The following is a 24,238-nucleotide window of genomic DNA, read 5'->3' on the forward strand; positions in this document are numbered from 1 at the left end:
TCGCGGCGCGTGCATGCTGAATGTATGCACCCTCCGCAAGGGTGATACATATTCACTGGGCCCGATACTCAATCATTAATACGCGTGCCGTGATTCAACTCACCAATGGAATCACCGGTTGGCTCACCAGCGGGCTCACCGGTTGCCTCGCTGATGGGGGAGTGGCCGAGTTCAAGAGTGGCGATCGCCCCTCCGTCCGGCGCGTTGGCGAAGGTCAGCCGGGCGCCGAGGACCGCGGCCTGGCCGAGTGCGATGGTCAGTCCGAGCCCGTGACCGCGTCCGCGTTCGGCGGCTTCCGTACGGAAGCGCTGCGGCCCGTGGTCAAGGATGTCGGCGGGGAAGCCGGAACCGTGGTCGCGTACGGCGATCCGGGCCCCGGTGACGCTGACCTGGACGGGGGCGGCCCCGTGCCGCTGTGCGTTGGTGATGAGGTTGGTGACGACGCGTTCCACCCGTCGCGGGTCGGTACGCACGATGTCCGCGTCCCGGGCGCTCACTTCGTCGACGCCCCCGAGGCGTCGGACCACGTCGGTCACCAGTTCGCCCAGGGGGACCTCGTCGAGCCTGGCGTGCTCGACCCCGGCGTCGAGGCGGGAGATCTCCAGGAGGTCCTCGGTCAGGCCGCGCAGCGTGCCCACCTGCGTGCGGACCAGGTCGGCGGCCTCGTCGTGGTCGGGGAGCAGGCTCGCGGCGGTGACCAGGCCCATCAGTGGGGTGCGCAGTTCATGGGCCACGTCGGCGGTGAAGCGCCGTTCCGACTCCAGCCTCTGCTGGAGGGTGGTGGCCATGACGTCCATGGCCGTGGACATCTCGGTGATCTCGTCGCGGGCCCGGCCGCGGCGCCCGATGCGGGCGTCGAGGTCGCCGTCGGCGATCCTGCGGGCGGTGCGGGCCCCGTGCCGCAGCCGCCGGTTGATCGGCTCGGTGGCGAGCGCGGCGAGGGGGACGACGACGGCGAGGGCGGCGAGAACGGCCTTCACGATGCTGCGGTCGAGGAGCTGGAGGCCGCGCACCTCGGCGCTCATGTCCGTGCGTACGACGAGCACCTTGTCGCCGACGGGCACGGCCGCCCACATCCAGTACCAGTTCGGTGGCTTCTCGTCGTACCAGAGGGCGTAATCACCGCTCCGGCCCAGCCCCGCGAGGTCCTGGGCCAGGGGGCCTGGCACCTCGTCCCGTGTCATGAGGTCGGCGGCCGCGGGCCTTTCGCCGGTACGGGCGTACTCCTGCTCGGCGGCGTGCAGTTGCGTGACAGCACGGTCACGTCCCGCCCGCTGCCCGTGGTCCTGCGTGGCCTGGTGGACGAGCAGACCGATGACCGTGGCGACCGCGCAACAGGCGGCCGCGGTCAGGGCGGCGATCTTCCAGCGCAGGGCGCGGGGGTTGAGGAATCCCATGGCCGCCGTCTCAGGACCGGTCGAGTTTGTAGCCGAAGCCGCGGACGGTCCTGATGCGGTCGGCGCCGATCTTCTTGCGCAGCCGCACCACGCACAGGTCGACGACGCGGGTGTCGCCCTCCCAGCCGTAGTCCCAGACCTCGCGCAGCAGACGACGCCGGTCGAGCACGATGCCGGGATGCTCGGCGAACGCCAGGAGCAGCCTCAGCTCGGTGGGGGTGAGGGGGACGGTCGCCCCGGCCCGGCTCACGGTCAGCCCGCGCAGGTCGATGGCCAGGTCACCGAAGACGAGCGGCCCCTCTTCGGAACCGCTGTCGGCGTCGGAGCCGGGACGGGGACCGGGACCCGGTTCGGCCGCGGCCTCGGCGGCCCCCGGGTGGAACGTGGCCCGGCGCAGCAGCACCCGGATACGGGCGACCATGACGCCGATGTCGACGGGCTTGACGACATAGTCGTCGGCCCCGGCCTCGAGACCAGACACGACGTCGAGGGCGTCGCCGCGGGCGGACATCATCAAGATGGGTACGAGGCTCTCGTCACGGATGCGTCGGCACAGGCCGATGCCGTCGAGGCCCGGCAGCATGACGTCCAGGATGAGCAGATCGTGCTGTCCGGCACGGAACGCCTCAAGACCGCCGAGACCGTCCTCGGCGACCGAGACGACGTACCCGTAGCGCTCGAGAGCCAGTTGGACGGCGCGTCGGATGACCGCGTCGTCTTCGACCACGAGCACGCTGACCGTGCTCGGGACGGGGGATTCGGACAAGGACTTACCTTCCCAAAACGTTCCTGCCGACTGATGATCGAATCGTAGCTACGTCGCGGTCCGCCCCTCGGCAGGCCGCGTGCTCCGTAAGGGCGGCGTGCGGAGCGGCGAGGCGGTGTCCGGATGGGCGGCGGCGTCACAGACGCAGGGAGGCCGCGACCGGAAGGTGATCACTGCCGGTGGCGGGCAGGGTCCACGACGAAACCGGAGTGACCCCCTTGACCATGATCTGATCGAGGCGGACCACAGGGAACGCGGCGGGCCACGTGAAGCCGAACCCGGCACCCGCCTCCCGCTGCGCCGAACGCAGCTGGCGGGTCAGCGGGGCCAGCGCGGAGTCCTCGGCCGCCCCGTTGAAATCGCCGACCACGACGACCCGGTCGAGCCGCTCGGCCCGCAAGGCATCGGCCAGCTTTCCCGCCGACTCGTTGCGGCGCTCCGTGGTGAACCCGGAGCTCGGCAGGACGCGCACGGAGGCGAGGTGTGCGACGTAGAGGGCGACCTGCCCCTTCGGCGTGTCGACCGTGGCGCGCAGGGCCCGCGTCCAGGGCATGATCTCCACCGGTCGCACGGCCTTGAGCGGGTGCTTGCTCCACAGCCCGACGCCCTCGCGCACCGCGGAGTACCGGTAGATGGGCGCCAGTTCGTCCTCGTACGCCGAGACGGCGGGGCGGGACAGTTCCTCCAGGGCCACGACGTCGGCACCCGAGGCGGCCAGCGCCCGCGCGGTCCCGCGCGGGTCGCGGTTCCCCTCGTGCACGTTGTGGCCGACCACGACCAAGTCCCCGCCGCTGGAGCGCTTGTCGAGGAACGTGCCCGCGAACAGGGAGCACCACGTGACAGCGGGTATCAGCACAGCCACGGCCGCGAGAGCGGAGCGACGCGCCACGGCGGCCGCCAACAGCGCCACCACACTCAGCCCCATCCAGGGCAGGACGGTCTGCAACAGGCTGCCGAGGTTGCCGACGCCGTTCGGGACCTGGGTGTTGAGGGCCATGAGCAGGGTGCAGAGCACGGCGGCAGCGGCGACGAAGCGACCCCGTCGCCACATACCTGTGCGCCATGTGCGGACGCGCTCTGTGAGGACGCGCCACATACGTGTGCGCCACGGACCCGTGCGCGACATGTCGACCGGCTTCGCCGTGGGAGGGGAGTCGGTCCTGCTGATGACGGTGTTCTCACTCATCGACGACCGCCCTCGTCCCCGGCGTTGCCGCCCCCGTTCGCCGCGAGGGCGGCGGGCAACCTCTCCTGAAGGGCGTCGAGGAGTCGACCGCTGCTGGCCAGGGCCGCCTGGTTTCCCTCGGTCGGGGAGGTGCCCACGCGCTGGGAGAGGACGACGCCGTACACGACATGGTGCTTCTTGCCGTCCGGTATCTCGGCCGCCCACATCAGGTTGCCGCCCGCCGGGGTGCTCGATCCGGTCTTCAAACCGATCACACCGGGCCGTTCGAGCAGCTTGTTGGTGTTCCGCACCGGTTCGGTCTGCCCGGGGAGCTTCGTACTGCGCAGGGCCACCGTCGCGCGCAGCGCCGGTTCCTTCATCGCCTCGCGGGCGAGTGTGAGCTGGTCGGCGGCGGTGGAGCGGGTGGTGGACTCGAAACCGCTGGCACCGGTGTACGTGGTGTCGGCCATTCCGAGCCGGGTTGCCGCGGCGTTCATCTTCGCCGTGAACTTCTTCTGGCTGCCCGAGTCCCAACGGGCCAGCAGCCGGGCGACATTGTTGCCGGACGGCAGGAGCATCAGCTCGAGCAGCTTGCGCTGGGAGAGCATCTGCCCCTGGCGTACGGGCGCGGTGGACTCACTGAGCGAATGCGCCTCGGCCGCGGCCTGCTCGTCGACCTTGACCACCGGCCCGTCGGCGCCGTCCTTCAGCGGATGCTCTTTCAAGATGACGTACGCGGTCATCACCTTGGTGAGGCTGGCGATCGGCACGGACTGCCGTGCCCGTCTGCCCTTGGCGCCGAGGGCACCGACGTTCTCCACCGCGATGGCCGTCTGCCCCTCCTCGGGCCACGGCAGTTCCAGCCGGTCGGCGACGGCCCGTGGCATCGAGGAGTGCTGTGCGACAGCGCTTCCCCGGCCACCCGCGCTGTCACCTTCGCCACCTTCGTCGGCGAAAGCGAGCAGGCCCCCGGCACATCCGGCGAGCAGCGCCGCGGTCAGGGCCCACGTCGTGCGGCGACGGCCCGGCGAAGGCCCTCCGAACACAGTGCGGACAGCACAGTGGGCACGTACGAACACGTCAACCGCCTCCCGAAGCCAGGTACGCGTACACCGGACATCGGGTACGTGCACAGCTTTGGGGAAGGCGGCTTCCGGGCCGTCAGGGCGAAGCTTCCGCTGTCGCGCGGTTGTGTATCAGCCGCGTATCAGCCCTTCGCCGCGTCGACGTCCGCGCAGTCAGCGCGCCGGCGCCGGGTTGATCCTGATCTCGGCGACCGTTCCCTCGCCGCTCAGGACCAGCGGCCCGGCGCCTTCGTGACGTACGCAGTCGAGTGGACCGAGTGTGGCCAGGTGACCTCCCGGGTCTGCGACAGTGACCCCTTCGGTGACGGCCATGACGAGGAGGATCTCGCCCGCGGCACACGCCATCGTGTCCGTCCGCGCGGCGGCGACGGAGAGGATCCGGACACGGGCCGTCGCGTGTCCCCGACGGGTCATCACATTCATGTCGCGGACCGCGCCTGCCTCCAGTCGGCAGTCCGTCGCCGCGTCGCCGGAGAAGGCGAAGGGGTCCAAGGGCGCGACCGGTTGAGGTCGCCCGTCCACGGTGAGGACCATGCCTTCGCCCTCGACCAGGGTGATCACGCGGTCGATCCCGGGGAAGGCGGAGAAGGGCCCTTGTGTGTCCACGTCCGCGACACTCACCCGCCAGTCGAACCGGTCCGCGGACTCAGCTGACGCCAAGGCCGACGGCACGACACCCGACGCGACCTCCCGGGTCACGCCGCCACCGTTCTTCCAGGGCACGCTGGGGTACTCGCTCCAGCGCAGGACATCGGTGCCCATACAGCGCCGCCTCCCTCTTCCGTCAGTCCGTCACCGGGGTCAGCCTACGTGTGGCCAACGCGCGCGGAGCGAGGTGCGCCCCCACCGCCCCGCCCCAGGAAGAACGAGGGCGCCGGGCACGGGCAGCCCGGCCTTCCTGGTGGCGAGCGTGGCCGTCACGGTCAGGCCGCCACCGGCGCCGAGTCACCGGCGAAAGCGATGGATTCCGGGGTGATCCCGTCGTCCCGCGGAAACGACGCGGAGGAAATCGCGACCACCAGCGGACTCATCGAAGCGGCCCTGGACCCCGCACAGTTGCACGCCGCAGGGCAGGCGCTATGGCACCTATCCGCCGTACTCGAACGCGACAAGATCGGCACGCCTGCTTGCTGAGGGGGATTTCGGTGAGGCAGACGCGTACCGGTGTTCCGTGTGCCCGGTGTCGACCGGATCGGCCTCTTCCTCCCCACGAGTGCGGCGCACTACCGTTCACCGCATGAGTGGACGACGTAGGTGCGCCTTACCGCTCCTTGCCGTCGCTGGCACGGCAGCGCTGCTGACGGTCACGGCTTGCGGCAGTGCCGTCGACACACCGGGGCCGGTTTCACGCGAGGGCAATGCCGATTCCGCAGCATCCGCATCCGCATCCGGTGGCAAGGCCGGCCGCTTCAAAGTGAAGTGCCTTGCGATCTTTGTCGAGGGAACCCCGCCGCCCTCCGTCGAGACAGCTTGCCCCAAAGAGCCCACGAAGCCCGCGAAACCGACGCCCACCGTCACGATGACCCCGCGGTTGGATCCGACGAGGAGCTGGGGTGGCCCGACGTGCGGGCCCCGGGACGAGTGGGGTGTGACCCGCCACGGCTCGCTGCTGAAGTGCTCGCCGAACGGAGAGGGGCACGGGGAGTGGGTCTGGCCTCCTGGCCCGGCCGAAGGCGAGCCCTGTGTCGACGAGGGGGAGTGGGTCATCCGTACTCCTGCGCGCAGCATGGTGTGTCGCGACGGCACATGGCTGCGGAAGTCGCTGGTGACCCCCAGCGCCACGCCCACACCTTCTGAAACCCCCCGCTTGATGCCGTGCCTCGCAGCGCACGTTGACAGCCGCCACTGCGAGGATCGGTGACCATCAAGGACTGCAAGGGAGATGTCCATGGAACTTGCCCAAGTCCGTCTTCTCATCACGGACTTCCCCAGTTGTTATCGCTTCTACCGAGATGTGCTGGGGCTGAAGCCGCAGTTCGACGCGGAGGAGGGCCCGTACGCGAAATTCACTCCCGACGGCGGCAGCGCGGGTATCGCCTTGCAGGACCGTACGCAGATGACCCAGGTACTGGGCGAACTCGCCGCTGAGCCGACCGGCTACCGCTCTCTTGTCGTCTTGAGAGTGGACGACGTGGACCGCTACTGCGCCGAGATCACCCGGCGAGGAGCCGTCCTGGTCCATGGTCCGGCTCCCATGACGGATCGCATGCGCGTCGCGCACCTCAGGGATCCAGCGGGGAACCTCGTTGAACTCCAGCAGTGGCTTGTTCCGCGCGGCTGACCCTGTTGTTGTGCAGTGGAGGGGTTTCATGGAAGGAAAGGGACGGCTGCATGTCAGTGCGGAGTTGGCGGGGGTGCTGGAGCGGATCGACGCGCTCGGTGGATTGATTGATGAACGGGCCGATGCTGCCGATGAGTTGGGAAGACTGCCGGAGGATTCGGCGTGGGCGCTGCTGGACACAGGGATTGTGCGGGCCGGGATCCCGCTGGGCCTTGGCGGATACGAGTGCGCGCCGCGGCAGTTGATCGAGACGGCGGTGCGGTTGAGTTATCACGATGCCGCGGCCGGGTGGACCATGTTCGCGCTGCAGATGGTGACGGGGACCACCGCGGCGTACGTTGCGGAGGACGCGGCGGCCGCGCTGTTTCCCGACGTGCCGAACGGAGAGTACGCGCTGCTTGCCGGGCACGGCACACGCCCTGGCCGGGCCGTCCCCGTGGCGGGCGGCTACCGGGTCAGCGGGCAGTGGCAGTTCGCCTCCGGGATGGCGCACGCCACCCACATCCACAGCGCGGTCCAGGTCGGGGACACCGGTGAGCTGCGGGTCCTTGCGATGCCGAAGTCACAGGTGACGCTGGACGGGAACTGGGAGGTGCTCGGGCTGCGTGCGACACACAGCATCGACTACCACTGCACCGATGTGTACGTACCGCACGAGTACACCTACGTCGCGACCACGAACGCACCGGTCAACGGCGGCGCCGTCTACCGGCTCGGCCTGGTCAACATGTCGGCGATCGGGCACACGGGCTGGGCCCTCGGCGTCGGCCGGCGGCTCCTTGACGAGCTGAAGCGGGTGGCCGCGGCGCGGACCGGTTCGCGGGGCGCCGCGGTCGACACCTCCCAGTTCCACGCCGAGTACGCGACGGCGGAGGCCCGGCTCAGGGCGGCCCGGGCGTGGGTGAACGAGGTCTGGCGGGACGTCGAACAGACCCTGGACCAGGGGGAGGTGCCGAGCACGGAGCAGGACACGTTGATCCGTCTCGTCCTCAACCATGTGACCTCGACCGCGTACGAGGTGGGCCGCACTGTCCACCGCTGGGCCGGGTCGGCGGCGATCCGACGCGGCCCGATCGACCGTTTCCTGCGCGACCTGGGGACGGGCACACAGCACATCACGTCGGGCCCGGTCGTGCTCCAGAACTGCGGCAGGTGGCTCAGCGGTGCCGAGCCGGACGCCCGGTGGAGCTTCCTCGACCTGGCCTGACCACCCACGTCCGCCCGGGAGGTCTCAGAGCTGACGGAAGTAGACCGCGAGGGGGTGAGGAGTGCAGCCGAGCGCCTCGTAGAGGGCTCGAGCCGGTGCGTGGAACTGGTCTCCTCCGGTGCCGATCTCGACGACCTCGGCGCCGAGGGCACGCATCTGTTGGAAGGCGTGCTCGCACAGTGCCGTGCCCACGTGGTGTCGTCGGTACGGGGCCGAGACGGCCAGGATCGTCACCTCCCCCTTCTTGCGGGCCGGATCGACGCTCCACGCCACGTATCCCGCGATGCTGTCTTCGACGTCGGCGATGGCGACATACGTGTGCTGTTCAGGTGCATGGAGTTCGGCGACCTGTCTGCGGTAGTCGTCGCGCCAGTTCCCGTGCTGAACGGCGAAGACGGCCTCGCCCACCAGGGGGCGGAAGGAGTCCTCGTAGAACGGACGGAACGTGTCGATGGTCAGTTCGGAGAGTGCTGCCAGATCCTACTGGGTGAACGCACGAATGAGCACGGAAGTGTGCCTCTCAGGCTGAGGGCTTGATACCCGGGCGGAACAAGGGCATGGGTCGGCCCGCTCCCTGCCAGAGGATCGGCGGTGAGTCGGGCTCCTCAGCGACGTGTACGCCAGGCGTCAAAACACTCCATGGTCCGCATCGTAGTGCGCGGCGTGTTGCTCCGAATACGGCGACGGTGAGGGCCTCGTCGCTGAAGCGCCGCTCCGCCCCTGAACCCACCCGCAGGGTGGTGGGGTTGTCCATACCCCTGACCGGGGGGCTCCATCATGGCCGCGCGGCACCCTTCCATGAGGCAATGATCTTGGAAGGTCGCACGGTGCGACCCGCCCGCCCGATGCCACAACCTCCTTGATCCGCAGGCTAGTTGTGGCCGTCGGGCGTTCGACGAGCGAGATGAGACAGCCACCATGACGTACATACGAAACTCCGCCCCCGCGCGCCGCAGAGTCGCTCTGGGTGCCGTGACCGTGGCCACCGTCACGGCGGCCCTGGCGATGCCGCTCTCCACGGCCTGGGCCCAGCAGGACGCGCGGTCGGCGGGCCCGGGGCGGGCGGCCCTGCAGCGGAATCTGGACGATATCGTCCACAAGGATGGAGTGGTCGGCGCCCAGGCCGCCCTGGTGGACGGCAAGAGCCGCATCTCCGTACGCAGTGGCACCGCCGAACGCGGCACCGGCCGGAAGGTTCCGCACGACGGCTACTTCCGGATGGGCAGCAACACCAAGACGTTCGTCGCCACGGTCATGCTGCAGTTGGAGGCCGAAGGCCGCCTCCGGCTCGACGACAAGGTCGACGACTGGCTGCCCGGGGTGGTGGAGGGGCAGGGCAATGACGGGAAGCGCATCACCGTGCGGCAGTTGCTCCAGCACACGAGCGGTGTGCCCGACTACGCCCCTCACCTGCCGGGCATCTTCGACGAGGAGGGATTCCAGAAGCACCGCTTCGATACCCTCGAGCCGCGTGAACTGGTCCAGCTGGCCATGCGGGACAAGCCCACGTTCGAGCCCGGCAAGGGCTGGAACTACTCCAACACCAATTACATACTCGCCGGGATGATCATCGAAAAGGTGACGGGCCGGAACTGGACCGAGGAGGTCCGCAGCCGGATCATCAAGCCCCTCGGCCTCAAGCACACCTACTCCGCGCGCGAACGCGCCGACTTCGGCCTGCCGCGGCCCCACGCCAACAGCTACCACCAGTTCAAGCCCGGGGGCCCGCTGGTCGAAAGCACCGAGGTCAACATGAGCTGGGGTGACTCGGCAGGTGACCTCGTCACCACCTCCAAGGACCTCACGCGCTTCTGGCGGGGGCTGCTCGGCGGCGAGCTGCTCAAGCCGAAGCAGCTGAAGGAGATGCAGACGACAGTGCCCGCGCCGAGGGAGGGCCGCGATACGCAGGAGAGGATGGGGCTCGGCATCTTCTGGCGGCCGCTCAGCTGCGGAGGCGGGTACTGGGGGCACGGCGGGACCACCCTCGGCCACCTCAACGCCAACGGCTTCATCGGCAAGGGGGAGCGAGGCGTCGTCATGATGCGCTCCACCAACCTCAACACGGACGACCGCGACGACCGCGCCGACAAGCTCGTCGACGACGCCCTGTGCAAGCGGAAGTGACCGTACGAAGGGTCTGTAGGCCCGGACCCGGCCCAGCCGGTCGGCTGCGTTCCCGCACCAGTGAGCGAGGCAAACGCAGAAAGAACTCACCGAGTTGAAGCCAACCGGCGACACGGCGTAGAAGCGCGACAACAGGGCCTCCGGGCAGCCGAGTTGGTGTCACAACCCTCGTGCTGCACCGGAGGCCCTGCTGCCTTCATGCGCCCACCCGGCCGAAATCACGTGACCAGGCAACGTCAGCCGGTGATGTCAGTGGGCACTGGCCGCGGTCCGGGCGACGGGATGGAAGTTGATCCGTTCGCGCACCACGGGGAAACCGGCCTTGGTGAAGTTCGCGGCCATGGGGAAGTTGCCCCGGTCCGTGGCGCCGGTGACGGCCTCCGCGCCTTGTTCCACCAGGAAGTGGGTGCACTCGGCGAGAAGGTCGTAGGCGTAACCGTGGCCCCGCTGCTCCGGGAGGACGCCGATGAAACCGACGGTCGGTCCGGAGGGGTTGTGCGCCGGGATGTGGATGCCGACCAGTTCGCCCTCCGGGGTGCGGGCGAGCTGCCACCATTCCCGCGGGGACGGGCACCAGTGGAAGAACTCCAGTTCTTGCCGCGCGGCCTGGTCGAGGCCGCCCTCCTCGATGGCCTTCAGCGCGTGGGCGTCCAGCGTGGCCGAGTGGATGCGGCGCAGCGCGTCGAAGAAGACCGCGTCGTCGGCCTCGGGGCCGAAGACGAGGCGTCCGGGCCGCTCGGGCAGCCCGCGTTGCGGGGTCCAGCGGTACAGGAAGCGCTCCACCAGGAGCTCGTAGCCGGCGGCCCGGGCGGCGGCGAAGCGCGTCTCGGCGGCCGCGACCAGGGCGGGGTGCTCGCGCCAGTCGCCGGGCAGGTTGAGCTCGAGTTCGACCTGCCACGGTGCGGAACGCAGGAGTTCGGCCCCCGCCTCGACCTCGCCCTCGGCGACGTCGAACCAGTTGAGGTTGACGGGTTCCTCATCATCGGGACCGCCCCACCAGGCACCGCGGGCGACAACGACGCCGTCGCGCAGGGCCACCCGCTTCCAGTGGGGGCGGTGCGTGGTCCGCTGGTGCGCGGCACGGGCATTCAGCGGGTCGGGGTGTGCGTCGAACAGATGGGCGTCGCTCTCGTCGAGCGCGCGGATGACCGTATCGGTCATGGGTTCCTCCGGGATGCGTACGGCAGAAGCGCTCCCAGTCGGATCAGAGGTGCCACACCGGGGTAGCGGGGAGGGAGCGCTGGATGACTGACAACTGCACGGCACTCGCCTCCTTCCGTCTCGTCTCACGCGGCGTGGTCCGTGCCAGACGCTACTTGAACACCGACGGACCCGTCCACGGAATTTCCGAACCGCGCCGACGACGCCCCCCACCTCGCCGATTCACCTGGCTTGCGGCTGGTGGGGGCAGAAACACGAAACGTGCTCAATGACCATGACCATGACCATGACCGGGGCGGCTGCCTGGACCTCGGCCGTGGGCTCTTCGATCTTGTAAGGGCGCGAACCACGCGTACGGCTGCAGGCCCGCTCGGGCGAGCGGGGGGTTCCCTCTAGCTAGCGGGGATGGACGTGGCGGGGGTCGTGCGGTGCTATCGGAGGCGACTGTGCCCGGCGGACTTATGCGCCCTGTACAGACGCCCAGGGAAAAGATTTGCGCGGGCGGCGGGGGCGCCCCAGATAACCTGCACGGATGGGGCGGCTGGGGTGGAGGGAACGGGCGGCCGGCGCGATCGTCGGCTCGGCGGTGGGTGACGCGCTGGGCGCCCCCTTCGAGTTCGGCCCCGGGGGAGTGTTCTCCGCGCGATTTCCCGCGCCTGGCGCTGGTGGCGAGTTGTGCGGAGGCGGTGGCTGGGACCCGGGCGAGGCCACTGACGACACGCAGATGGCCGTCCTGGTCGCGGAGTCCCTTGTGGAGAGGGGCGGACTGGACCTGCCGGACATCTTCGCCCGTTTTCAGCGGTGGGCGGCATCAGAGCCGAAGGACATCGGCTTGCAGACCGAAGACGTCCTGACCAACGGCATGCCCTGGGACCTCGCCGCCGCGATCCATTTCCAGGTGAACCAACGAGCAGCGGGAAACGGCTCCTTGATGCGGGCATCGACCTCCGCAGTCCACTTCGCTGCCGCCGACCAAGAAGCCACCATGGACGCGGCCCGCCGCATCGCCGCCCTTACCCACGGCGACCGCGCGGCCTGGGAAGGCACCGCGATCTTCCATGAACTCATCCGCGTCACATTCGAGGACACCGACCCCCTCACCGCACTCCCGGACATCCTGCCCCTCGTCCACCCCGACCACCGCGGCCGCTACGCCACAGTCCTCGCACCTGACTGGCACCCCGATCAGGCAACCGAGTTCAACGGCGCCGTCTGGCCCTGCCTGGGCTCCGCCGTCTGGTCCCTGCGCACCACCACCAGCTTCGAGGAGGCGATACGCGCGGCGATGGACCTTGGCGGTGACACGGACACCGTGGCTGCGGTGACGGGAGGTCTCGCGGGGGCCTACTACGGGCTGGACGCCATCCCCACACGCTGGACCGAGCCACTCCATGTCCCCCTCCCAGGCTTCGACGGCCGGGTGCTACACCTGGCCGATCTGCTCCGCCTCGCCCACCGCCTCGGAGGCTGAACCTGCTGGCATGGAGTGAGTTTCCGCGAGGGGTATGGTGGCCTACTACTGGCTCGCGCGACGGCATGTTCGTATTCGCTATGGCCGATTGCGTCGCATCTGCGCCGCCTGCGGAAGAAGCGTAAGCAGCTCCACCCGAGCCAGAACCTGGCGAAGTTGTAGAAGTTGCACTAGGAAGGATCGTGCGTACACGTGCCGCGGTAGGCCTGCCCTGCGAGAGTCGTCGTCCATGCCGAAACAATGCATGGAGCGTCATCGCCGTTGAGCCTCAAGTCTCCGCACCGGAGAGTGGCCGCGCTCTCAGGAACGGCGTTGTCGCACAGCTCGGAGAGGGAGGGCGGCGAGGCGGCGGCAGCCGCCGGTGACGCCAACCCGAAGGCCAGGACGGGTGTGAGGGCACCAAGAGATCGGACTGCGAGTCTGTTCACACCCTCACAACGTCCGAACGTCCCTCCAGGACACCCTAGGTCGCCCGGACGGGCCCAGCTCTTGACCCCGGTCCGGTGAAACCCCAGCGGATGATGGAATGCCCGTACTTCGGGTCGGGCAGGTCGTCCGTGCTGAGGGACACGAGCCTCGCCAGGTCTGCCCTCCCCACGAGTTTCTCCACCTTGAGCTCGGGCGCGTGGGGGCTGACGACGCAGGCATCAGGCGGCAGTTGGCCAGGTTGCGAGGCGCGACGTTGCGCCCACAGGGCCAGGTGATCTGTCCAGTTTGATACTGGGCCCTGCGCGCTGAAGCTGGCGATCGTCATGATGCTGGTGCATTGGTGCATTGGTGCATTGGTGCATTGGTGCATTGGTGCATTGGTGCATTGGTGCATTGGGGCATGCTCGGGGCGGAGTCCAGAACACTGGCCGCGGTGAAAGTGGCGGCGCGCTCGACCGGGCGCGGGTCGTAGTTTTCGAAGGCGGCGTCGCATATCAGGGCGGGGCGGTGCCAGCGTTCTCCGTTCCATCAGTAGCCGCCATGCCGGTAGAGGAATCCCGCGTCACCGTACTTCCACTGGTAGTGCAGATCGTTCTGGTCGCTGTCACGGATGAGGAGGACGGGCCGCACTGCTGGAAGAAGCGAAAGGCCGAGTCAGGACAGGCATCGGCAGGCAGACGATGCGCCGACCGTTTCCCAGCAGAGGCGTCTTGGCGACGCCAGGACCGTGCCATGCGTCTGCCACGGTTCTTCATCTGGCCAATCGGTGCTGGCCGGAAGGGGGTGCGGGGCTAGCCGTCCGCTCCTTCATGGTGCTGTCCGCGACGAACTCCGTCTGGCGGTGCTGTCGCTGCTCCACGCCGGCACGCAAAAGTGTGGAGGACTTCATGCTCCACCTCGCTCGCCACGGAAGCGTCATGTGCCCAGCCCCGGAAGGGATCACCAGCCCATGACCTCGATCAATCCCTACCACCAAAACCCGCAGCCTCACGAGCCGCGTGACCCGCTCCTCGTCGCCTTGGCCATGACGGTGTCTCTGCTGATCGTCGGCGCCTCCAGCTACCTCGTCTGCACCCATCCGCGCCTGGCCGGTCTTCTCGGCGCGGGCAGCGCGATCGCACCCTGCTGGCCGCCCTGGCCCCGGTCATCATCCGGCGCCGCTAGCAACGGCAAGCCCCGGGATCCGTCACGGTCCCCGGGCGCTGCTGATGGTCAGGATCACCTCGTTCAACGGCCGGAGTGCGTCACTGTCACGAGGTGACCGGCTGGGGTACTTCCGGGGCATCAGCCCCCTGCGCGCCATCGGGGCTGTCTGCGGTGGGAGGTAGCTGTCCAGGGCGTCGACGTCATCGCACAGCTTTGGCGTGCAGCCCGTGCAGAAACGCATCGGTGAACAGCTTCGGCGGATCGTCGGAGGCCATCCCGCCGCTTTCAGCGCGCGCTTGACCCCATGTGTGCCGCAGGTGGGCCTCAGTGTCGTCTTCATTGGCCGGGGGCTCGCCCAGCATCCCGCAGGGAAGGCGATTGCTTGTCAGCGGCTGGTCCGGTAGCCCGCGGCTTGGGCTCGGTGTGGTCTATTTGGCCGACGATGGGCCGCCGCCTCTGACGTCCTGGGTGGATGAGGTGACCTGCCGGACGAACTTCGCCGGGTGGGCGCTCGCCCCGGGTCAGGTGCGTAGCTCGATGAGTTGGAGCCCGCTGTCGCCTGCGGCCGCGAGGGTTGTCTGATCGTGATCCGCGGGTGCACAACCCCGCATGGCCCCCGGCTGTCTGATAAGCGCCGGAGGAGGGCTCTCCGGCGTCTTACGGTACAGAGAATCGGAGATCAGGTGGGCAAGAAAGTCTGGAGAGCTGTCATAGCCGGTGGCGCGGCGGCGGTCTTCACGGGCGTGGCCGCGGTTCCGGCCGGGGCGGCCGAGGGCGGGGTCTCCTTCACCCGCGTCAAGGTGAACAGCGGCAAGCCGATCGTGATCGGGGTGTCCAAGGAAGTCGCGGCGCCCACCTCCTTCCGGATGACGACCACCCACAAGTGGAAGTGGCCGGCGGTGTTCCTCTACCGCGGCAATACGGGTGAGCGACTGTGGCACGCCATCGAAACGAGCGACTGCCACGAGGTGAGCCCGGGCGTCTGCGACTTCAACGAGACGATGTACTTTGACCCCAGTGTGTGGGACATGCGCAACAGCGAGGCCGGAGCCTGGAAGGTCGCGGCCGAGGTGTCCTTCAAGGGCGGCGGCGGTGACACGGACGACAAGGGCCTGACCGTCTACGTCAAGCGCAACTCCCGCCTGAGTGTGAACGCCGCGCCCGAGCCGGTGGCCAAGGGCAAGACCCTCACCGTGACCGGCAAGGTGACGCGGGCCAACTGGGAGAGGAAAAAGTACGCCTCCTACGGAAACCGCCTGGTGAACCTGCAGTTCAAGCCCAGCGGAGCCACCTCCTACACCACGGTGAAGAAGGTGCACGCCAACGGCTCGGGTGATCTCAAGACGACCGTGAAGGCGTCCAAGACGGGCTCGTGGCGCTGGACGTACTACGGCAACACCACCACCGGACCCTCGACTTCGGCCGCGGACAACGTCGTGGTGCGGTGAGAACCCGTCCTGCCTCGTGAGGCGCGCCTGAGCCGGTCCGCTCGTACGATCGGAGGCCGGGCCGGTGCGGGTGGGTTTCGTAGTCGTGGGCGAGTCCGCGGTGGTGCATGAGCCAGCCGATGCTGCGTTCGATGGTCCAGCGGCACGGAGTGATCGCGAGCCTGCGGACGCCCGGAGGGCGTTGGGCGGGGTGGACGCCGATGCCGAGCCGGGCGCCGCGCTCGATGGCGGTGGTGCGGTAGTCGGCGTCCACGCAGGCCGTACGCATCTGCGGGCGGGCTACGACGGGACGAGCCCGCGGGGAACCGTTTCGTTCGGAGACTGGGCCTTCTGCGTCGAGGAAGAGCGCCAGAGGGTCAAGTTGGCCGAGGTGATCGTGGCTGTGGAGAAACAGATGCCGGACTCCAGTAGCTGCTGGCCTCATCCTCGCCGCATTGCCCGCACAGGCAACGGGCGAGTCGTCCGGACTCAGCAGATCCGGCAGTTGTCGGCTGCGGAGGGGTCCTGATCGTCGCGGTATTCGCCCTGCCAGGGTTTCTCGCGAAGGACGGTCCGCTGGCGGTCTACATGACCGCTCTTGCACATGGTGATGGGGGCTCTCTGGGCGAGGGAGAGGCTGCGGTCATGATCCGGGCCGCCGGTAGGCGACCCGCGCGCGGATCCCGTGCAGCGCCAGGGCACGCCTCTTGTGGCTGTGAGTGGTAGCTGGGGCCTGGGATGGGTGACTGGAACCGGAGCCGAGTTCAGGTCGGACGTCCTCCGTGACGGAGATGGGAGCCCTGTCAGTGTCGGCAACTTCAGTCGGAACAGGTGCAGTTGAGGTCGATCCTTGGATACTGGTGAGCATGACGAACAGTGGGTCAGGGTGGCGGCCGAAGGGGTACACAGGGCCGGGTTGGGAGCCACCCAAGGGTCCGTCCGACGGCCCGCCCGAGAACAACGAAGGCGCCTCAGGGGGACGATCGCGTTGGAGTCGGCCGGGTGTGGCTGCGGTGATCGCGGTCGCGATTTGGACCGTCCTCGCTTACCAGTGGACTGAGCAAAACGACTGCGGGGTCGCTGAGTCGTACGGACTGGTCCTTTCCCACGGAACTCCGGATCGTTGGGAGAGGTGCGGAGATTAGAGGGCAGGCGACTTCTGGCGTCAGGCCCTGGGATGTGTGCGGCGGCCTCCGCGTTATGAAGGTGGTGACTGGATCGTCCTGGAGCCTGCGCCGGGTGTGCCTGGTGTCGCGATCGCGATGGACGTGAGCGAGAGCCCCGCGGAGGAGTTTCCCCGTATTCAAGTTGATCTCGACGCCGGTGAGAGCGAGTTTGACCAGGAAGTCGGCGGCGAAGCAGTCGTCGTCAGTGAGGGACGGCGCGAGTCGGTTCCGCTCGGCGGCCTCTTCGTAGGGCCTGAAGCGGGTGAACCTAGACCGCGCCCCGCCGCGTCACGCGGCCAAGCTTCCCCTTACTCCTTGTGAAGCGACCAGCCGGTCCGCCCCTGCAACACGTGCACCGCCGAGTACGGTACGAGGTCCAACCGACGTGAGAGGGGCGGCAGTGGCGGCACCCATGTACGAACCCGCCGACGAGGTGACGACAACATTCACTGATCCTGACCTCCCTGAAGGCATAAGAGGCGTCGTCAGATAAGTTCACAAGGACCCGGTCGATGGCGTCGACGTGGATTTCTCGACAGGCCCCTTCAACGTGATGGCGAGTGGACTCCAGCTTCTTGAATCCCCCGCATAGGTACATGAAACGAGCGATCACGTCACGCAGTTACTTGCAGCTCGCATCCCATCACCGGTGTCGCCAAGAGCTAGCTCGCGCGGTCACTCGAAACGAGCTGGACCTGTGTCGGAATGAACCTCCGCAACCGTGGGGCGCCGACGCCGACCTCCCGACCGGGCCCGGCGCCCACCAACTGCGTTCCTGCGGCAGCCATGCCTGCGGCCGTAACTCCGCCCCCCCCGAGCAGTCGACGCCGGTCGATACCCCGTAAGGAATCCGATTCCATGAGTACGTCCCTCTCTTGATCGACGAACCGACCGTGGATGTGCGGTGGTTCATGCCGGCACTGAAGACGTAGGGGTGTTGCGCAGACGTATGCGCTTTTCGATACGTCCGCGATACACCCCCACGAGAGGTCACGCATCGAGGCGGGGATCCAGGGTGTGCTCACATCCGCCGACGGGTTCTAGGGTGCTCCGTCGTCGCCCTCGCCGTAGCCGGGGTAGTAGCAGCGCCCGGCGTCGCCGCCGCCTTCACACCGGAAGTCGAGGGACTCGAAGGGCCGCACTATCGTGGAGCGGGCGCCCGGGGTGACAGAGCTGAGGACGACGTCGTAGCTGCCGCTACCCCTCGCCTTGAACTCCAGTTGCTTGCTTTTGCCCCCCCCTCGGTGAACGTGAAGTTCCTGGTGGCGCCGACGGGTACCGTGGCGCGGTCCTCCGATACGAAGCCGCCGATCGGCTGCGGAACCCAGTCCTCGATCTTGCGTGCGGCGGCGACCGGCGTGATCGCGATCCCGTCCGCGACGGACTTGTTCTGCACTGTCATCTCGAGGAGGTTCGTGCCGCGTCCGCTCAGGTGGAAGTGGAGCTGGAGGCGGATGTCGCCCCGGTAGACACAGCCGTTGCGGCCGCAGTCGTAGACGGGCCCTTGCCTGCCGGACGCGCTCTTCGAGAGCTTCCAGCCGTAGTAGTAGCCGTCGGCTCCTTGGTCGACGGTGTACCCGTACCCGGAGGCCCTCTTGGTGTTGATCAGTTTCCGGGCGCCTTCGACACTGCCCGCTTTGCGATAGGCCTGTTCGCACTCCTGCCGCGATTCCAGACAGACCCACCGCTGGGACTTCTGCCCCACGGGGTGTTCGGGGGCGGCGGCCGCGGTGGGTGTCGCCACTGCCGCGGAGAGCAGGGCTCCCGCGCCGAATCCCGCAGGGGTTTGAACCTTCTGCAACCGATGCCGTAGACCTCGTGCGGTACTGAAGGGAACGTCATGGAACTCGCCCAAGTCCTGCTTCTCGTCGCGGACTTCATCAGGTGCTACCGCTTCTGCCGCGGCGTACTGGACTCACGCCGCTGTTCGACGCGGAGCACGGTCCGTACGCGAAGTTCACCCCCGACGGCGGCACCGCGGGCTTCGCCCTGCAGGACCGCACACAGATGGCCGAGGTGCTGGGCGAACTCGCAGCGGAGGCGACCGGGTACCGGTCCCTCGTCGTCCTACGAGTCGACGATGTGGACCGCTACTGCGAGGAGATCACCGGGCGAGGAGCCTTGCTCGTCCACAGTCCGGCCCCCAGTCCAGGAGTGGCTGGCCCTGCGTGGGTGACGTGACGTCTTAGGGATCCGGATGGGTTCCTACGGCACCGATGCGGGCGATGCGAGTGATGCGGCCAGCGAGACTGCGAGCCTGCTGGCTTGCTCGGGGCGCGGGTTGGCGCCGGTCAGCACCGTCGCCACACGATCACCCGGGACGGCGCCCTCGGCGATCGCCGCCAGGCCCGCCGCACCGGCCGGCTCCAGCACGATGCCAAGCGTGCGCGCCGCCAACTCCATGGCGGAGGCGATGGATTCGTCCGTCACCAGGACGACCTCGTCCACCAGCTCACGGGCACGCCGCACGGAGGCCTCCAACGGGGTACGTATCGCGATACCGTCGGCGAAGGTGCCGCCATGCTTGACGGTGACCGGGCGGCCAACGCGCAGACTCTCCCTCATCGAGGGAACACCCGAGGCGTTGACACCCACGATGCGTGTGCCGGGCGCGTGTTCCTTGGTCCAGCGCGCGACACCATTGATCAGTGCGCCGTCGCCGACCGGCAGCACGATCGCGTCGAAGCGCGCGCCGCGAGTGAGTTCGACCCCGATCGTTCCCGCGCCCTCGGCGACCGCCGCCTGAAGGCCGTCCTGGATATGGACCAGTTGAGGGTGGCGCGCGGCGTGAGCGGCCGCAGCCTCGCGCGCCGAGGCTCCCTCGGGCCCGGCGACGACCACACGCGCGCCGAAGGCCTCGATACGAGCCCGTTTGGCGGGGTTGATGGTCTCGGGCACGAACACCTCCACCGACATCCCGCGGGTGCGCCCCGCATACGCGAGGGCCTGCCCGAAGTTGCCGGAGCTGGCACACACCACCGCGGTGCCCGCGGCAAGCGTGCTCAGCATCATGTCAGCGCCCCGGCCCTTGAAACTGCGCACCGGGTTGGCCGTCTCCAGCTTCACCGTCACGCAGCGCCCGCCCAGCGCATGGCACAGCTGCTCGTCCACGTACTGCGGGGTGTCGAGGAACACCGGGTCGATCACGCGCAGAGCCTTCTCGATCCGTGTCACATCCAGATCCATGCCTGCCGCCTTCCTGAGCCGAGGACGTCCGGACCAAGCCGACGCTAACGGAGCGACCGATCAAGGCGATTGAGGATTTTCGCGCGGGCACGCAATAATCTCGCGTGCCCGAGATACCTCCGCCCCACCTGGACGACATCGACACCCACCTGCTGGACCTCCTCCAGCACGACGCCGAACGCACCCTGCACGATCTCGGCGAAGAGGTCGGACTCTCGCCCAGCGCAGTCCAGCGCCGCATCGCCCGCTACCGCAAGCACGGTCTGATCAGCAGGCAGGTCGCCGTCCTTGACCCACATCGTTTCGGGCCCGTGGTGCTGGCAGCGGTCATGGTGACGCTCGATCAGGAATCGTTCGAGCACCACCGCGTCTTCGCGACGCGGATGAATGCTGAACCGCAGGTCCAGCAGTGTTACCGGACCGCGGGCCCATGGGACTACCTGGTCGTGATGGCGGCGCCGAGCACACGTGAGTGCGGCCGCCTGGGCGACCGTTTGTTCAAGGCGGACGACAACATCCGGCGCTACGAAACCCTGGTCGTCTTCGACACCGTCAAGTCCGGCCTGACCTTTCCCCTGCCGCTCTGGCCGGCCCCTTGAGAGGCGTCGTCGGAGTGGTCCGGCCGGGGTGAAGCGCAACCCCACAGCCTGCTGGGCCCGTTGGCGTGTCCGTCCAAGGCGAGGAGCTGGTGATCGATGAGCCATGCGACCCATTTCCGCAGGGCCTCTTCCGTGCTGATCTGGCATTCCGCCGCAGCCGCTACGCCGAAGAGGAGCAGGAGCGTCGTTCACTAGCTGGTTCGCGATGTGCAGTAGCCGCTGCAGCACATCACCATGCTGGGACCGGCGCCCCTTCGGCTGCGCACGGAGTTGCTTGCGATACCGGAAGTCGGCGGCCAGCAGACCGGTACCACGAGCCGCACCGAGGTTGCACGCACAGGCTGTCATGCTCGAAAAACGACACGAGGCGAAGTGGAGATCTCCTCTGTCCCCCACGTGGCGTGGCGCCGAGGGACAACGAGCGGGCGTTGGCGATTCGCACGGCGAGGGCTCTCAGAGCGCGCGACGGCACCGTCCCACCCGGGTCCCCCACCAACGCGCGGGACCTTTCGGTCCGGCCAGGGGCTGTGTGGGGGCGGGGGCTGTTGCAGGTCACGGAAGTGACCGTGGGTCAGTCGGTGGCCGAGAGGCCGTTTCGACCGGGGCGGTGCGCCGGTGCGCTTCGTGAAGGGGGGGAGACGTGAAAGGGCGTTGCTGTACTACGCGAGACCGCCGCGGTCGCCCGGCCTAACCCCGCCGCCTACGCCTGGAACCTGCACACCCACTACGTCACCGCCCGCACCGGCACCACCACCAGCCGGGAACAGGACACGGCTCTCATGCACGACGGGCTCCACCTCACCGTCGACCGCATCGCCACCCTCACCGGCACCGAACCCGCCACCGTCACCGCCCTGCTCGCCGCCGCACGACGCTGGATCGGACAACCAGCACGAGGGCGAGGATGAACAAGCTCGCCCCCGTTGGCCGTGATGGAGGTGTTGGGCCGAGCCACCCGGGCGCGGCACTGGATGTCCGCCGCGCGCCCGTCGCGCTGCTGCTCCAGCACTCGCACAGCGGAGCGGTGAACCGTGATCGTCCTGGTGGTACTTCTCCGACAGTGTTCAGAGAGGGGGCGGGGCAGCCATAGGTGGGATCGGTCCCCGGCGTGCGAACTGCTGCTGTCAGAGTCCGAGCTGCCCACGTCATGTCGCCACGGCGGTTTCGGGCTGTTCAAACTGTGGAGGATCAGCGTCTCGAGGACGGGCGGCGGGCTGAGGCACTCAGGAGCTCAATCTGGGTACGTCGGTGCGATCCACGAGTCGTTACTGGTTCCGGTATTTTTGATCAAGGGTCCAAACGTAGTACCAACGCCCATCGCGAATCGGCTGCTTGCTGCTGTCCGCGAACTGATTCAGTACTGGCCACAAGGAAGTGCTCGTCACGAGGCCCGCGAGAGCTGCGTTCATTAGCGATCCATTCACCGCCGTCAACGTTGCAACGGTCAATCCGATTGATCCGTGTGTGGCCGCGAGTATCCGCTGGCGCTTCGGGCTTTTCAACTGGGCGTTAACGGAAAGTATCTGATCTTGGATTTCGCGCTCGATCTTCGCGAGGCCCTTTTCGGATTGATTCGACTCCAGCTCTCGCCCCATGCCGTCGAATTGATCCCTCAGGAAGCCGCGAAATCCTTCATATGACGAGAACTCGTTTACGGTGATTTCGCTGAAATCGCGAAGGGTCACCCCATCGATGAAGGGGAGGTCGATGCGAGCGACAGGGCGGATCAGTTCGCCCTTTTCGGGGGTTGCTCCTGAGGCGTCGATGATTCTTTTGTCTCGGACAATGTAATCAATCGGGTTGACTGGGGGCTGGGCGACGCTGCCCGCGAGGTGGTGTCCGGAGCGTGCGGCTTGACCGCGGCGTTCCTCGACCCTCTCCGGCCGGTACAGGCCGTCCATGGCCGCATACGGTGCGGGGCGACGCCTTCTGGTGAACGTGTCAACCTCTGGCGGCTCCATCCTTGTGGCGTATGAGTAAATTGGGAGATACCACCAGAGTCCTGCCTCGAGCATTTCCTTGCTATCTCTGATCCATTCCCCCAGGGCGGGCAGATCGGGGCAGTGGATTCCGAAGTACTCCACCGGGACTTCGTAAGACGTCGGAATCTGCATGCTCAGGTCCGTGTAATGTCCGATCGGTACGTACCGTGAAGATCCGCGATGGCTTAAAAGGAGCGTGTCGGAGACTAGGGATGCACGTTTTGCGATGAACGCGAGCTCGCGGTTGTCTGTCGAAAGGCTTACGTGGTAGCGGGATCGCCTGGGGATCTTCTCGTAGCCTCCGCCCAGGTTGACTACGTGTGGCCACATGTACTTTGCGTATTGTCGGGCCACTGCCTCGCTCGGGAGGCTGGCGCGCCCCAGCTTTGCGTGTTCGAGTTCACGGAAGAATCCCTTCATTTTCTTGGCGATGAGGGGATCTTGTATGCGTGAGCGGCGCCAGAATGGGTGGGGCATGCGCAGATTATGGGGTGGACCTGGAGCCGTGTCCAGGGCGGCGTAGTGTCCCGGCCACGGTCCGTAAAGCTCTCCTGAGAAGCTGACCGCGGACCGGCTGCGAGCGGTGTCATTGCGAGGACGTCCTTATCGCGGAGTCGCCGCCCTTGAGATCGGCGCCTCGGGCGTCGACGGCGAATCTTGCCCACCGCGATGCCCCGTCCAGCGACACTGCACCGCCCCGGTCACCGGCACCGGACCAATGCAGAATGCAGAAGCCGTCTTCGACGTGCTGCCCACTCAACGAACCAACGGATCGTCCGGCACGGACGTCGTCGGCACCCGCCGCAGCCGGAGGTTCAGAGTCGGAGTTCCTCTTCGCGACCGCGGCCGCCGCGCTCCGGGTGCGTCGGGCATCAGGCGGTTTCGTTGAGGAAGTCCTTCACGACTGGGATGGCGCGGTACTGGGTGAACTCGGCGCGCAGACCGGTCAGGGTGTCGCTGCCGCGGGCCGTGTTGACGCCGCCCATCAGGGCGACGGCCCGCTGCGCGGTGTCGACGGCGCCGTCCAGGTCGCCGAGCGCAAGGTACGCCGACGATTGTCGAGCGAGATAGATCGAGGTGCCGCGGGGCTCTTTCTCCGGGGCGTACGGGTCGGGATGTGCGGCGGCCGCGGAGAAGTAGGTGAGGGCCCGGTGCGGTTCACCGAGGCTGAGTGCGGTGGAGGCCGCGGCCTGGGGAACTTCGCCCGTGGTGATCCAGTACATGGATGCCAGGTCCTGGCCCGGCGGGGTGCCCTGGTCGTACGCGCCGAGCGCGTTGTCGATCGCGCGGTACGCGGCTACAGGGCACACGCCTTCAGCCAGCTATCCGACCGGACATGCACGTAGGGGTAGTACAGGCAGAGTTCCGCCCCGCCCAGGTAGAGGTCCCCCTTCAACTGCACGCAGATGCCTCCAGATCGCCGCCCATGCTCGTACGAGGCCCCCGTTCAGTGTCGCGTGCGGCGGGGCCGGGCCCGCCGCCCTTTCCCGAGAATCCCCCGCCCTGTGCCGGGATTGAGCCGGACAGGGCTGCCATGATCAGCCAGCGTCGCGGCTCGGTAAAGCCCGCACCGGAAGCGGGACCGCGTCCGGACCGTGCTCGGTCGTCGCCTCTTCGCGCATCGGCTGCTCGCCCGGGGCCCGCAC

The 24,238-nt window shown here is 67.9% G+C and carries 19 protein-coding genes and 1 pseudogene; 9 read left to right on the forward strand and 11 right to left on the reverse strand.

Annotated elements, in window-relative coordinates:
- Positions 1–68: 68 nt before the first annotated feature.
- From KY5_RS41015 to KY5_RS41035, 5 genes are all read right to left on the reverse strand, one after another.
- Positions 69–1,397: a sensor histidine kinase gene (locus KY5_RS41015; protein WP_098246952.1), complete on the reverse strand. Its 1,329-nt coding sequence runs from the start codon at positions 1,395–1,397 to the stop codon at positions 69–71.
- A gap of 10 nt (positions 1,398–1,407) precedes the next feature.
- A complete protein-coding gene (cseB, locus tag KY5_RS41020; RefSeq protein ID WP_098246953.1) occupies positions 1,408–2,163 on the reverse strand; it encodes a two-component system response regulator CseB in 756 nt (251 codons plus the stop codon).
- A 136-nt stretch (positions 2,164–2,299) separates the two neighbouring features.
- Complete coding sequence (locus tag KY5_RS41025; RefSeq protein ID WP_234363282.1) at positions 2,300–3,259, reverse strand: endonuclease/exonuclease/phosphatase family protein; 960 nt, start codon at positions 3,257–3,259, stop codon at positions 2,300–2,302.
- A gap of 86 nt (positions 3,260–3,345) precedes the next feature.
- Positions 3,346–4,215, reverse strand: coding sequence for a D-alanyl-D-alanine carboxypeptidase family protein (locus tag KY5_RS41030; RefSeq protein WP_098246954.1), 870 nt, complete (start codon positions 4,213–4,215; stop codon positions 3,346–3,348).
- A gap of 351 nt (positions 4,216–4,566) precedes the next feature.
- Entirely contained in the window at positions 4,567–5,175 is a 609-nt protein-coding gene (locus tag KY5_RS41035; protein WP_098246955.1) for a HutD family protein, read from the reverse strand.
- Positions 5,176–6,301: 1,126 nt separating this feature from the next.
- On the opposite strand from KY5_RS41035, the gene KY5_RS41045 reads away from it, so the two are divergent.
- Together KY5_RS41045 and KY5_RS41050 are read left to right on the forward strand one after the other, a co-directional pair.
- Positions 6,302–6,694, forward strand: coding sequence for a VOC family protein (locus KY5_RS41045; RefSeq protein ID WP_098247838.1), 393 nt, complete (start codon positions 6,302–6,304; stop codon positions 6,692–6,694).
- A 28-nt stretch (positions 6,695–6,722) separates the two neighbouring features.
- Complete coding sequence (locus KY5_RS41050) at positions 6,723–7,901, forward strand: acyl-CoA dehydrogenase family protein (RefSeq protein ID WP_098246956.1); 1,179 nt, start codon at positions 6,723–6,725, stop codon at positions 7,899–7,901.
- A gap of 24 nt (positions 7,902–7,925) precedes the next feature.
- Here the strand turns inward: KY5_RS41050 and KY5_RS41055 are convergent, their stop codons facing one another.
- Positions 7,926–8,309, reverse strand: a complete 384-nt coding sequence (locus KY5_RS41055) for a GNAT family N-acetyltransferase (protein ID WP_199843485.1) — start codon at positions 8,307–8,309, stop codon at positions 7,926–7,928.
- Between the two features lie 510 nt (positions 8,310–8,819).
- Between KY5_RS41055 and KY5_RS41060 the strand changes: the two genes are divergently transcribed.
- Positions 8,820–10,025, forward strand: coding sequence for a serine hydrolase domain-containing protein (locus tag KY5_RS41060; protein ID WP_098246958.1), 1,206 nt, complete (start codon positions 8,820–8,822; stop codon positions 10,023–10,025).
- A 249-nt stretch (positions 10,026–10,274) separates the two neighbouring features.
- Here KY5_RS41060 and KY5_RS41065 read toward each other — a convergent pair whose 3' ends face one another.
- The gene (locus tag KY5_RS41065; RefSeq protein WP_098246959.1) at positions 10,275–11,186 is read right to left on the reverse strand and encodes a GNAT family N-acetyltransferase; all 912 of its coding nucleotides are present in this window, start codon (positions 11,184–11,186) and stop codon (positions 10,275–10,277) included.
- A gap of 532 nt (positions 11,187–11,718) precedes the next feature.
- On the opposite strand from KY5_RS41065, the gene KY5_RS41070 reads away from it, so the two are divergent.
- From KY5_RS41070 to KY5_RS43015, 3 genes are all read left to right on the forward strand, one after another.
- Entirely contained in the window at positions 11,719–12,657 is a 939-nt protein-coding gene (locus KY5_RS41070) for an ADP-ribosylglycohydrolase family protein (protein ID WP_199843487.1), read from the forward strand.
- 2,258 nt (positions 12,658–14,915) lie between these two features.
- Positions 14,916–15,680, forward strand: a complete 765-nt coding sequence (locus tag KY5_RS41080) for a hypothetical protein (RefSeq protein WP_159072734.1) — start codon at positions 14,916–14,918, stop codon at positions 15,678–15,680.
- Positions 15,681–15,787: 107 nt separating this feature from the next.
- A complete protein-coding gene (locus KY5_RS43015; protein ID WP_267894317.1) occupies positions 15,788–15,922 on the forward strand; it encodes a hypothetical protein in 135 nt (44 codons plus the stop codon).
- 2,044 nt (positions 15,923–17,966) lie between these two features.
- On the opposite strand, the gene KY5_RS41090 is transcribed toward KY5_RS43015, so the two are convergent.
- Positions 17,967–18,569, reverse strand: a complete 603-nt coding sequence (locus KY5_RS41090; protein ID WP_098246962.1) for a hypothetical protein — start codon at positions 18,567–18,569, stop codon at positions 17,967–17,969.
- Positions 18,570–18,665: 96 nt separating this feature from the next.
- Here KY5_RS41090 and KY5_RS41095 point away from each other — a divergent pair.
- A pseudogene (locus tag KY5_RS41095) lies at positions 18,666–18,970 on the forward strand (VOC family protein); the annotation flags it as partial.
- A gap of 60 nt (positions 18,971–19,030) precedes the next feature.
- On the opposite strand, the gene KY5_RS41100 reads toward KY5_RS41095, so the two are convergent.
- The gene (locus tag KY5_RS41100) at positions 19,031–20,011 is read right to left on the reverse strand and encodes a threonine ammonia-lyase (protein WP_098246963.1); all 981 of its coding nucleotides are present in this window, start codon (positions 20,009–20,011) and stop codon (positions 19,031–19,033) included.
- A 104-nt stretch (positions 20,012–20,115) separates the two neighbouring features.
- Between KY5_RS41100 and KY5_RS41105 the strand changes: the two genes are divergently transcribed.
- Both KY5_RS41105 and KY5_RS43020 read left to right on the forward strand, forming a co-directional pair.
- Positions 20,116–20,610 carry an Lrp/AsnC family transcriptional regulator gene (locus KY5_RS41105; protein ID WP_098246964.1) on the forward strand — a complete coding sequence of 165 codons (495 nt, stop codon included), beginning with the start codon at positions 20,116–20,118 and terminating at the stop codon, positions 20,608–20,610.
- A 779-nt stretch (positions 20,611–21,389) separates the two neighbouring features.
- A complete protein-coding gene (locus KY5_RS43020) occupies positions 21,390–21,518 on the forward strand; it encodes a hypothetical protein (protein WP_267894318.1) in 129 nt (42 codons plus the stop codon).
- Positions 21,519–21,875: 357 nt separating this feature from the next.
- Here the strand turns inward: KY5_RS43020 and KY5_RS41110 are convergent, their stop codons facing one another.
- On the reverse strand, positions 21,876–23,069 hold the full coding sequence (locus KY5_RS41110) for a hypothetical protein (protein ID WP_159072735.1): 1,194 nt from the start codon (positions 23,067–23,069) through the stop codon (positions 21,876–21,878).
- 395 nt (positions 23,070–23,464) lie between these two features.
- On the reverse strand, positions 23,465–23,902 hold the full coding sequence (locus tag KY5_RS41115) for a hypothetical protein (protein WP_098246966.1): 438 nt from the start codon (positions 23,900–23,902) through the stop codon (positions 23,465–23,467).
- Positions 23,903–24,238: the final 336 nt, after the last annotated feature.

Source organism: Streptomyces formicae, from assembly GCF_002556545.1.
GTDB classification, from domain to species: domain Bacteria; phylum Actinomycetota; class Actinomycetes; order Streptomycetales; family Streptomycetaceae; genus Streptomyces; species Streptomyces formicae_A.

Coding starts and splice junctions, on each gene's coding strand:
- KY5_RS41015 (WP_098246952.1), bottom strand. CDS start 1,397: ATGGGATTCCTCAACCCCCGCGCCCTGCGCTGGAAGATCGCCGCCCTG.
- KY5_RS41025 (WP_234363282.1), bottom strand. CDS start 3,259: ATGTGGCGCGTCCTCACAGAGCGCGTCCGCACATGGCGCACAGGTATG.
- KY5_RS41030 (WP_098246954.1), bottom strand. CDS start 4,215: ATGCCACGGGCCGTCGCCGACCGGCTGGAACTGCCGTGGCCCGAGGAG.
- KY5_RS41035 (WP_098246955.1), bottom strand. CDS start 5,175: ATGGGCACCGATGTCCTGCGCTGGAGCGAGTACCCCAGCGTGCCCTGG.
- KY5_RS41045 (WP_098247838.1), top strand. CDS start 6,302: ATGGAACTTGCCCAAGTCCGTCTTCTCATCACGGACTTCCCCAGTTGT.
- KY5_RS41050 (WP_098246956.1), top strand. CDS start 6,723: ATGGAAGGAAAGGGACGGCTGCATGTCAGTGCGGAGTTGGCGGGGGTG.
- KY5_RS41060 (WP_098246958.1), top strand. CDS start 8,820: ATGACGTACATACGAAACTCCGCCCCCGCGCGCCGCAGAGTCGCTCTG.
- KY5_RS41065 (WP_098246959.1), bottom strand. CDS start 11,186: ATGACCGATACGGTCATCCGCGCGCTCGACGAGAGCGACGCCCATCTG.
- KY5_RS41070 (WP_199843487.1), top strand. CDS start 11,719: ATGGGGCGGCTGGGGTGGAGGGAACGGGCGGCCGGCGCGATCGTCGGC.
- KY5_RS43015 (WP_267894317.1), top strand. CDS start 15,788: ATGAGCCAGCCGATGCTGCGTTCGATGGTCCAGCGGCACGGAGTGATC.
- KY5_RS41100 (WP_098246963.1), bottom strand. CDS start 20,011: ATGGATCTGGATGTGACACGGATCGAGAAGGCTCTGCGCGTGATCGAC.
- KY5_RS43020 (WP_267894318.1), top strand. CDS start 21,390: ATGCACGACGGGCTCCACCTCACCGTCGACCGCATCGCCACCCTCACC.
- KY5_RS41110 (WP_159072735.1), bottom strand. CDS start 23,069: ATGCCCCACCCATTCTGGCGCCGCTCACGCATACAAGATCCCCTCATC.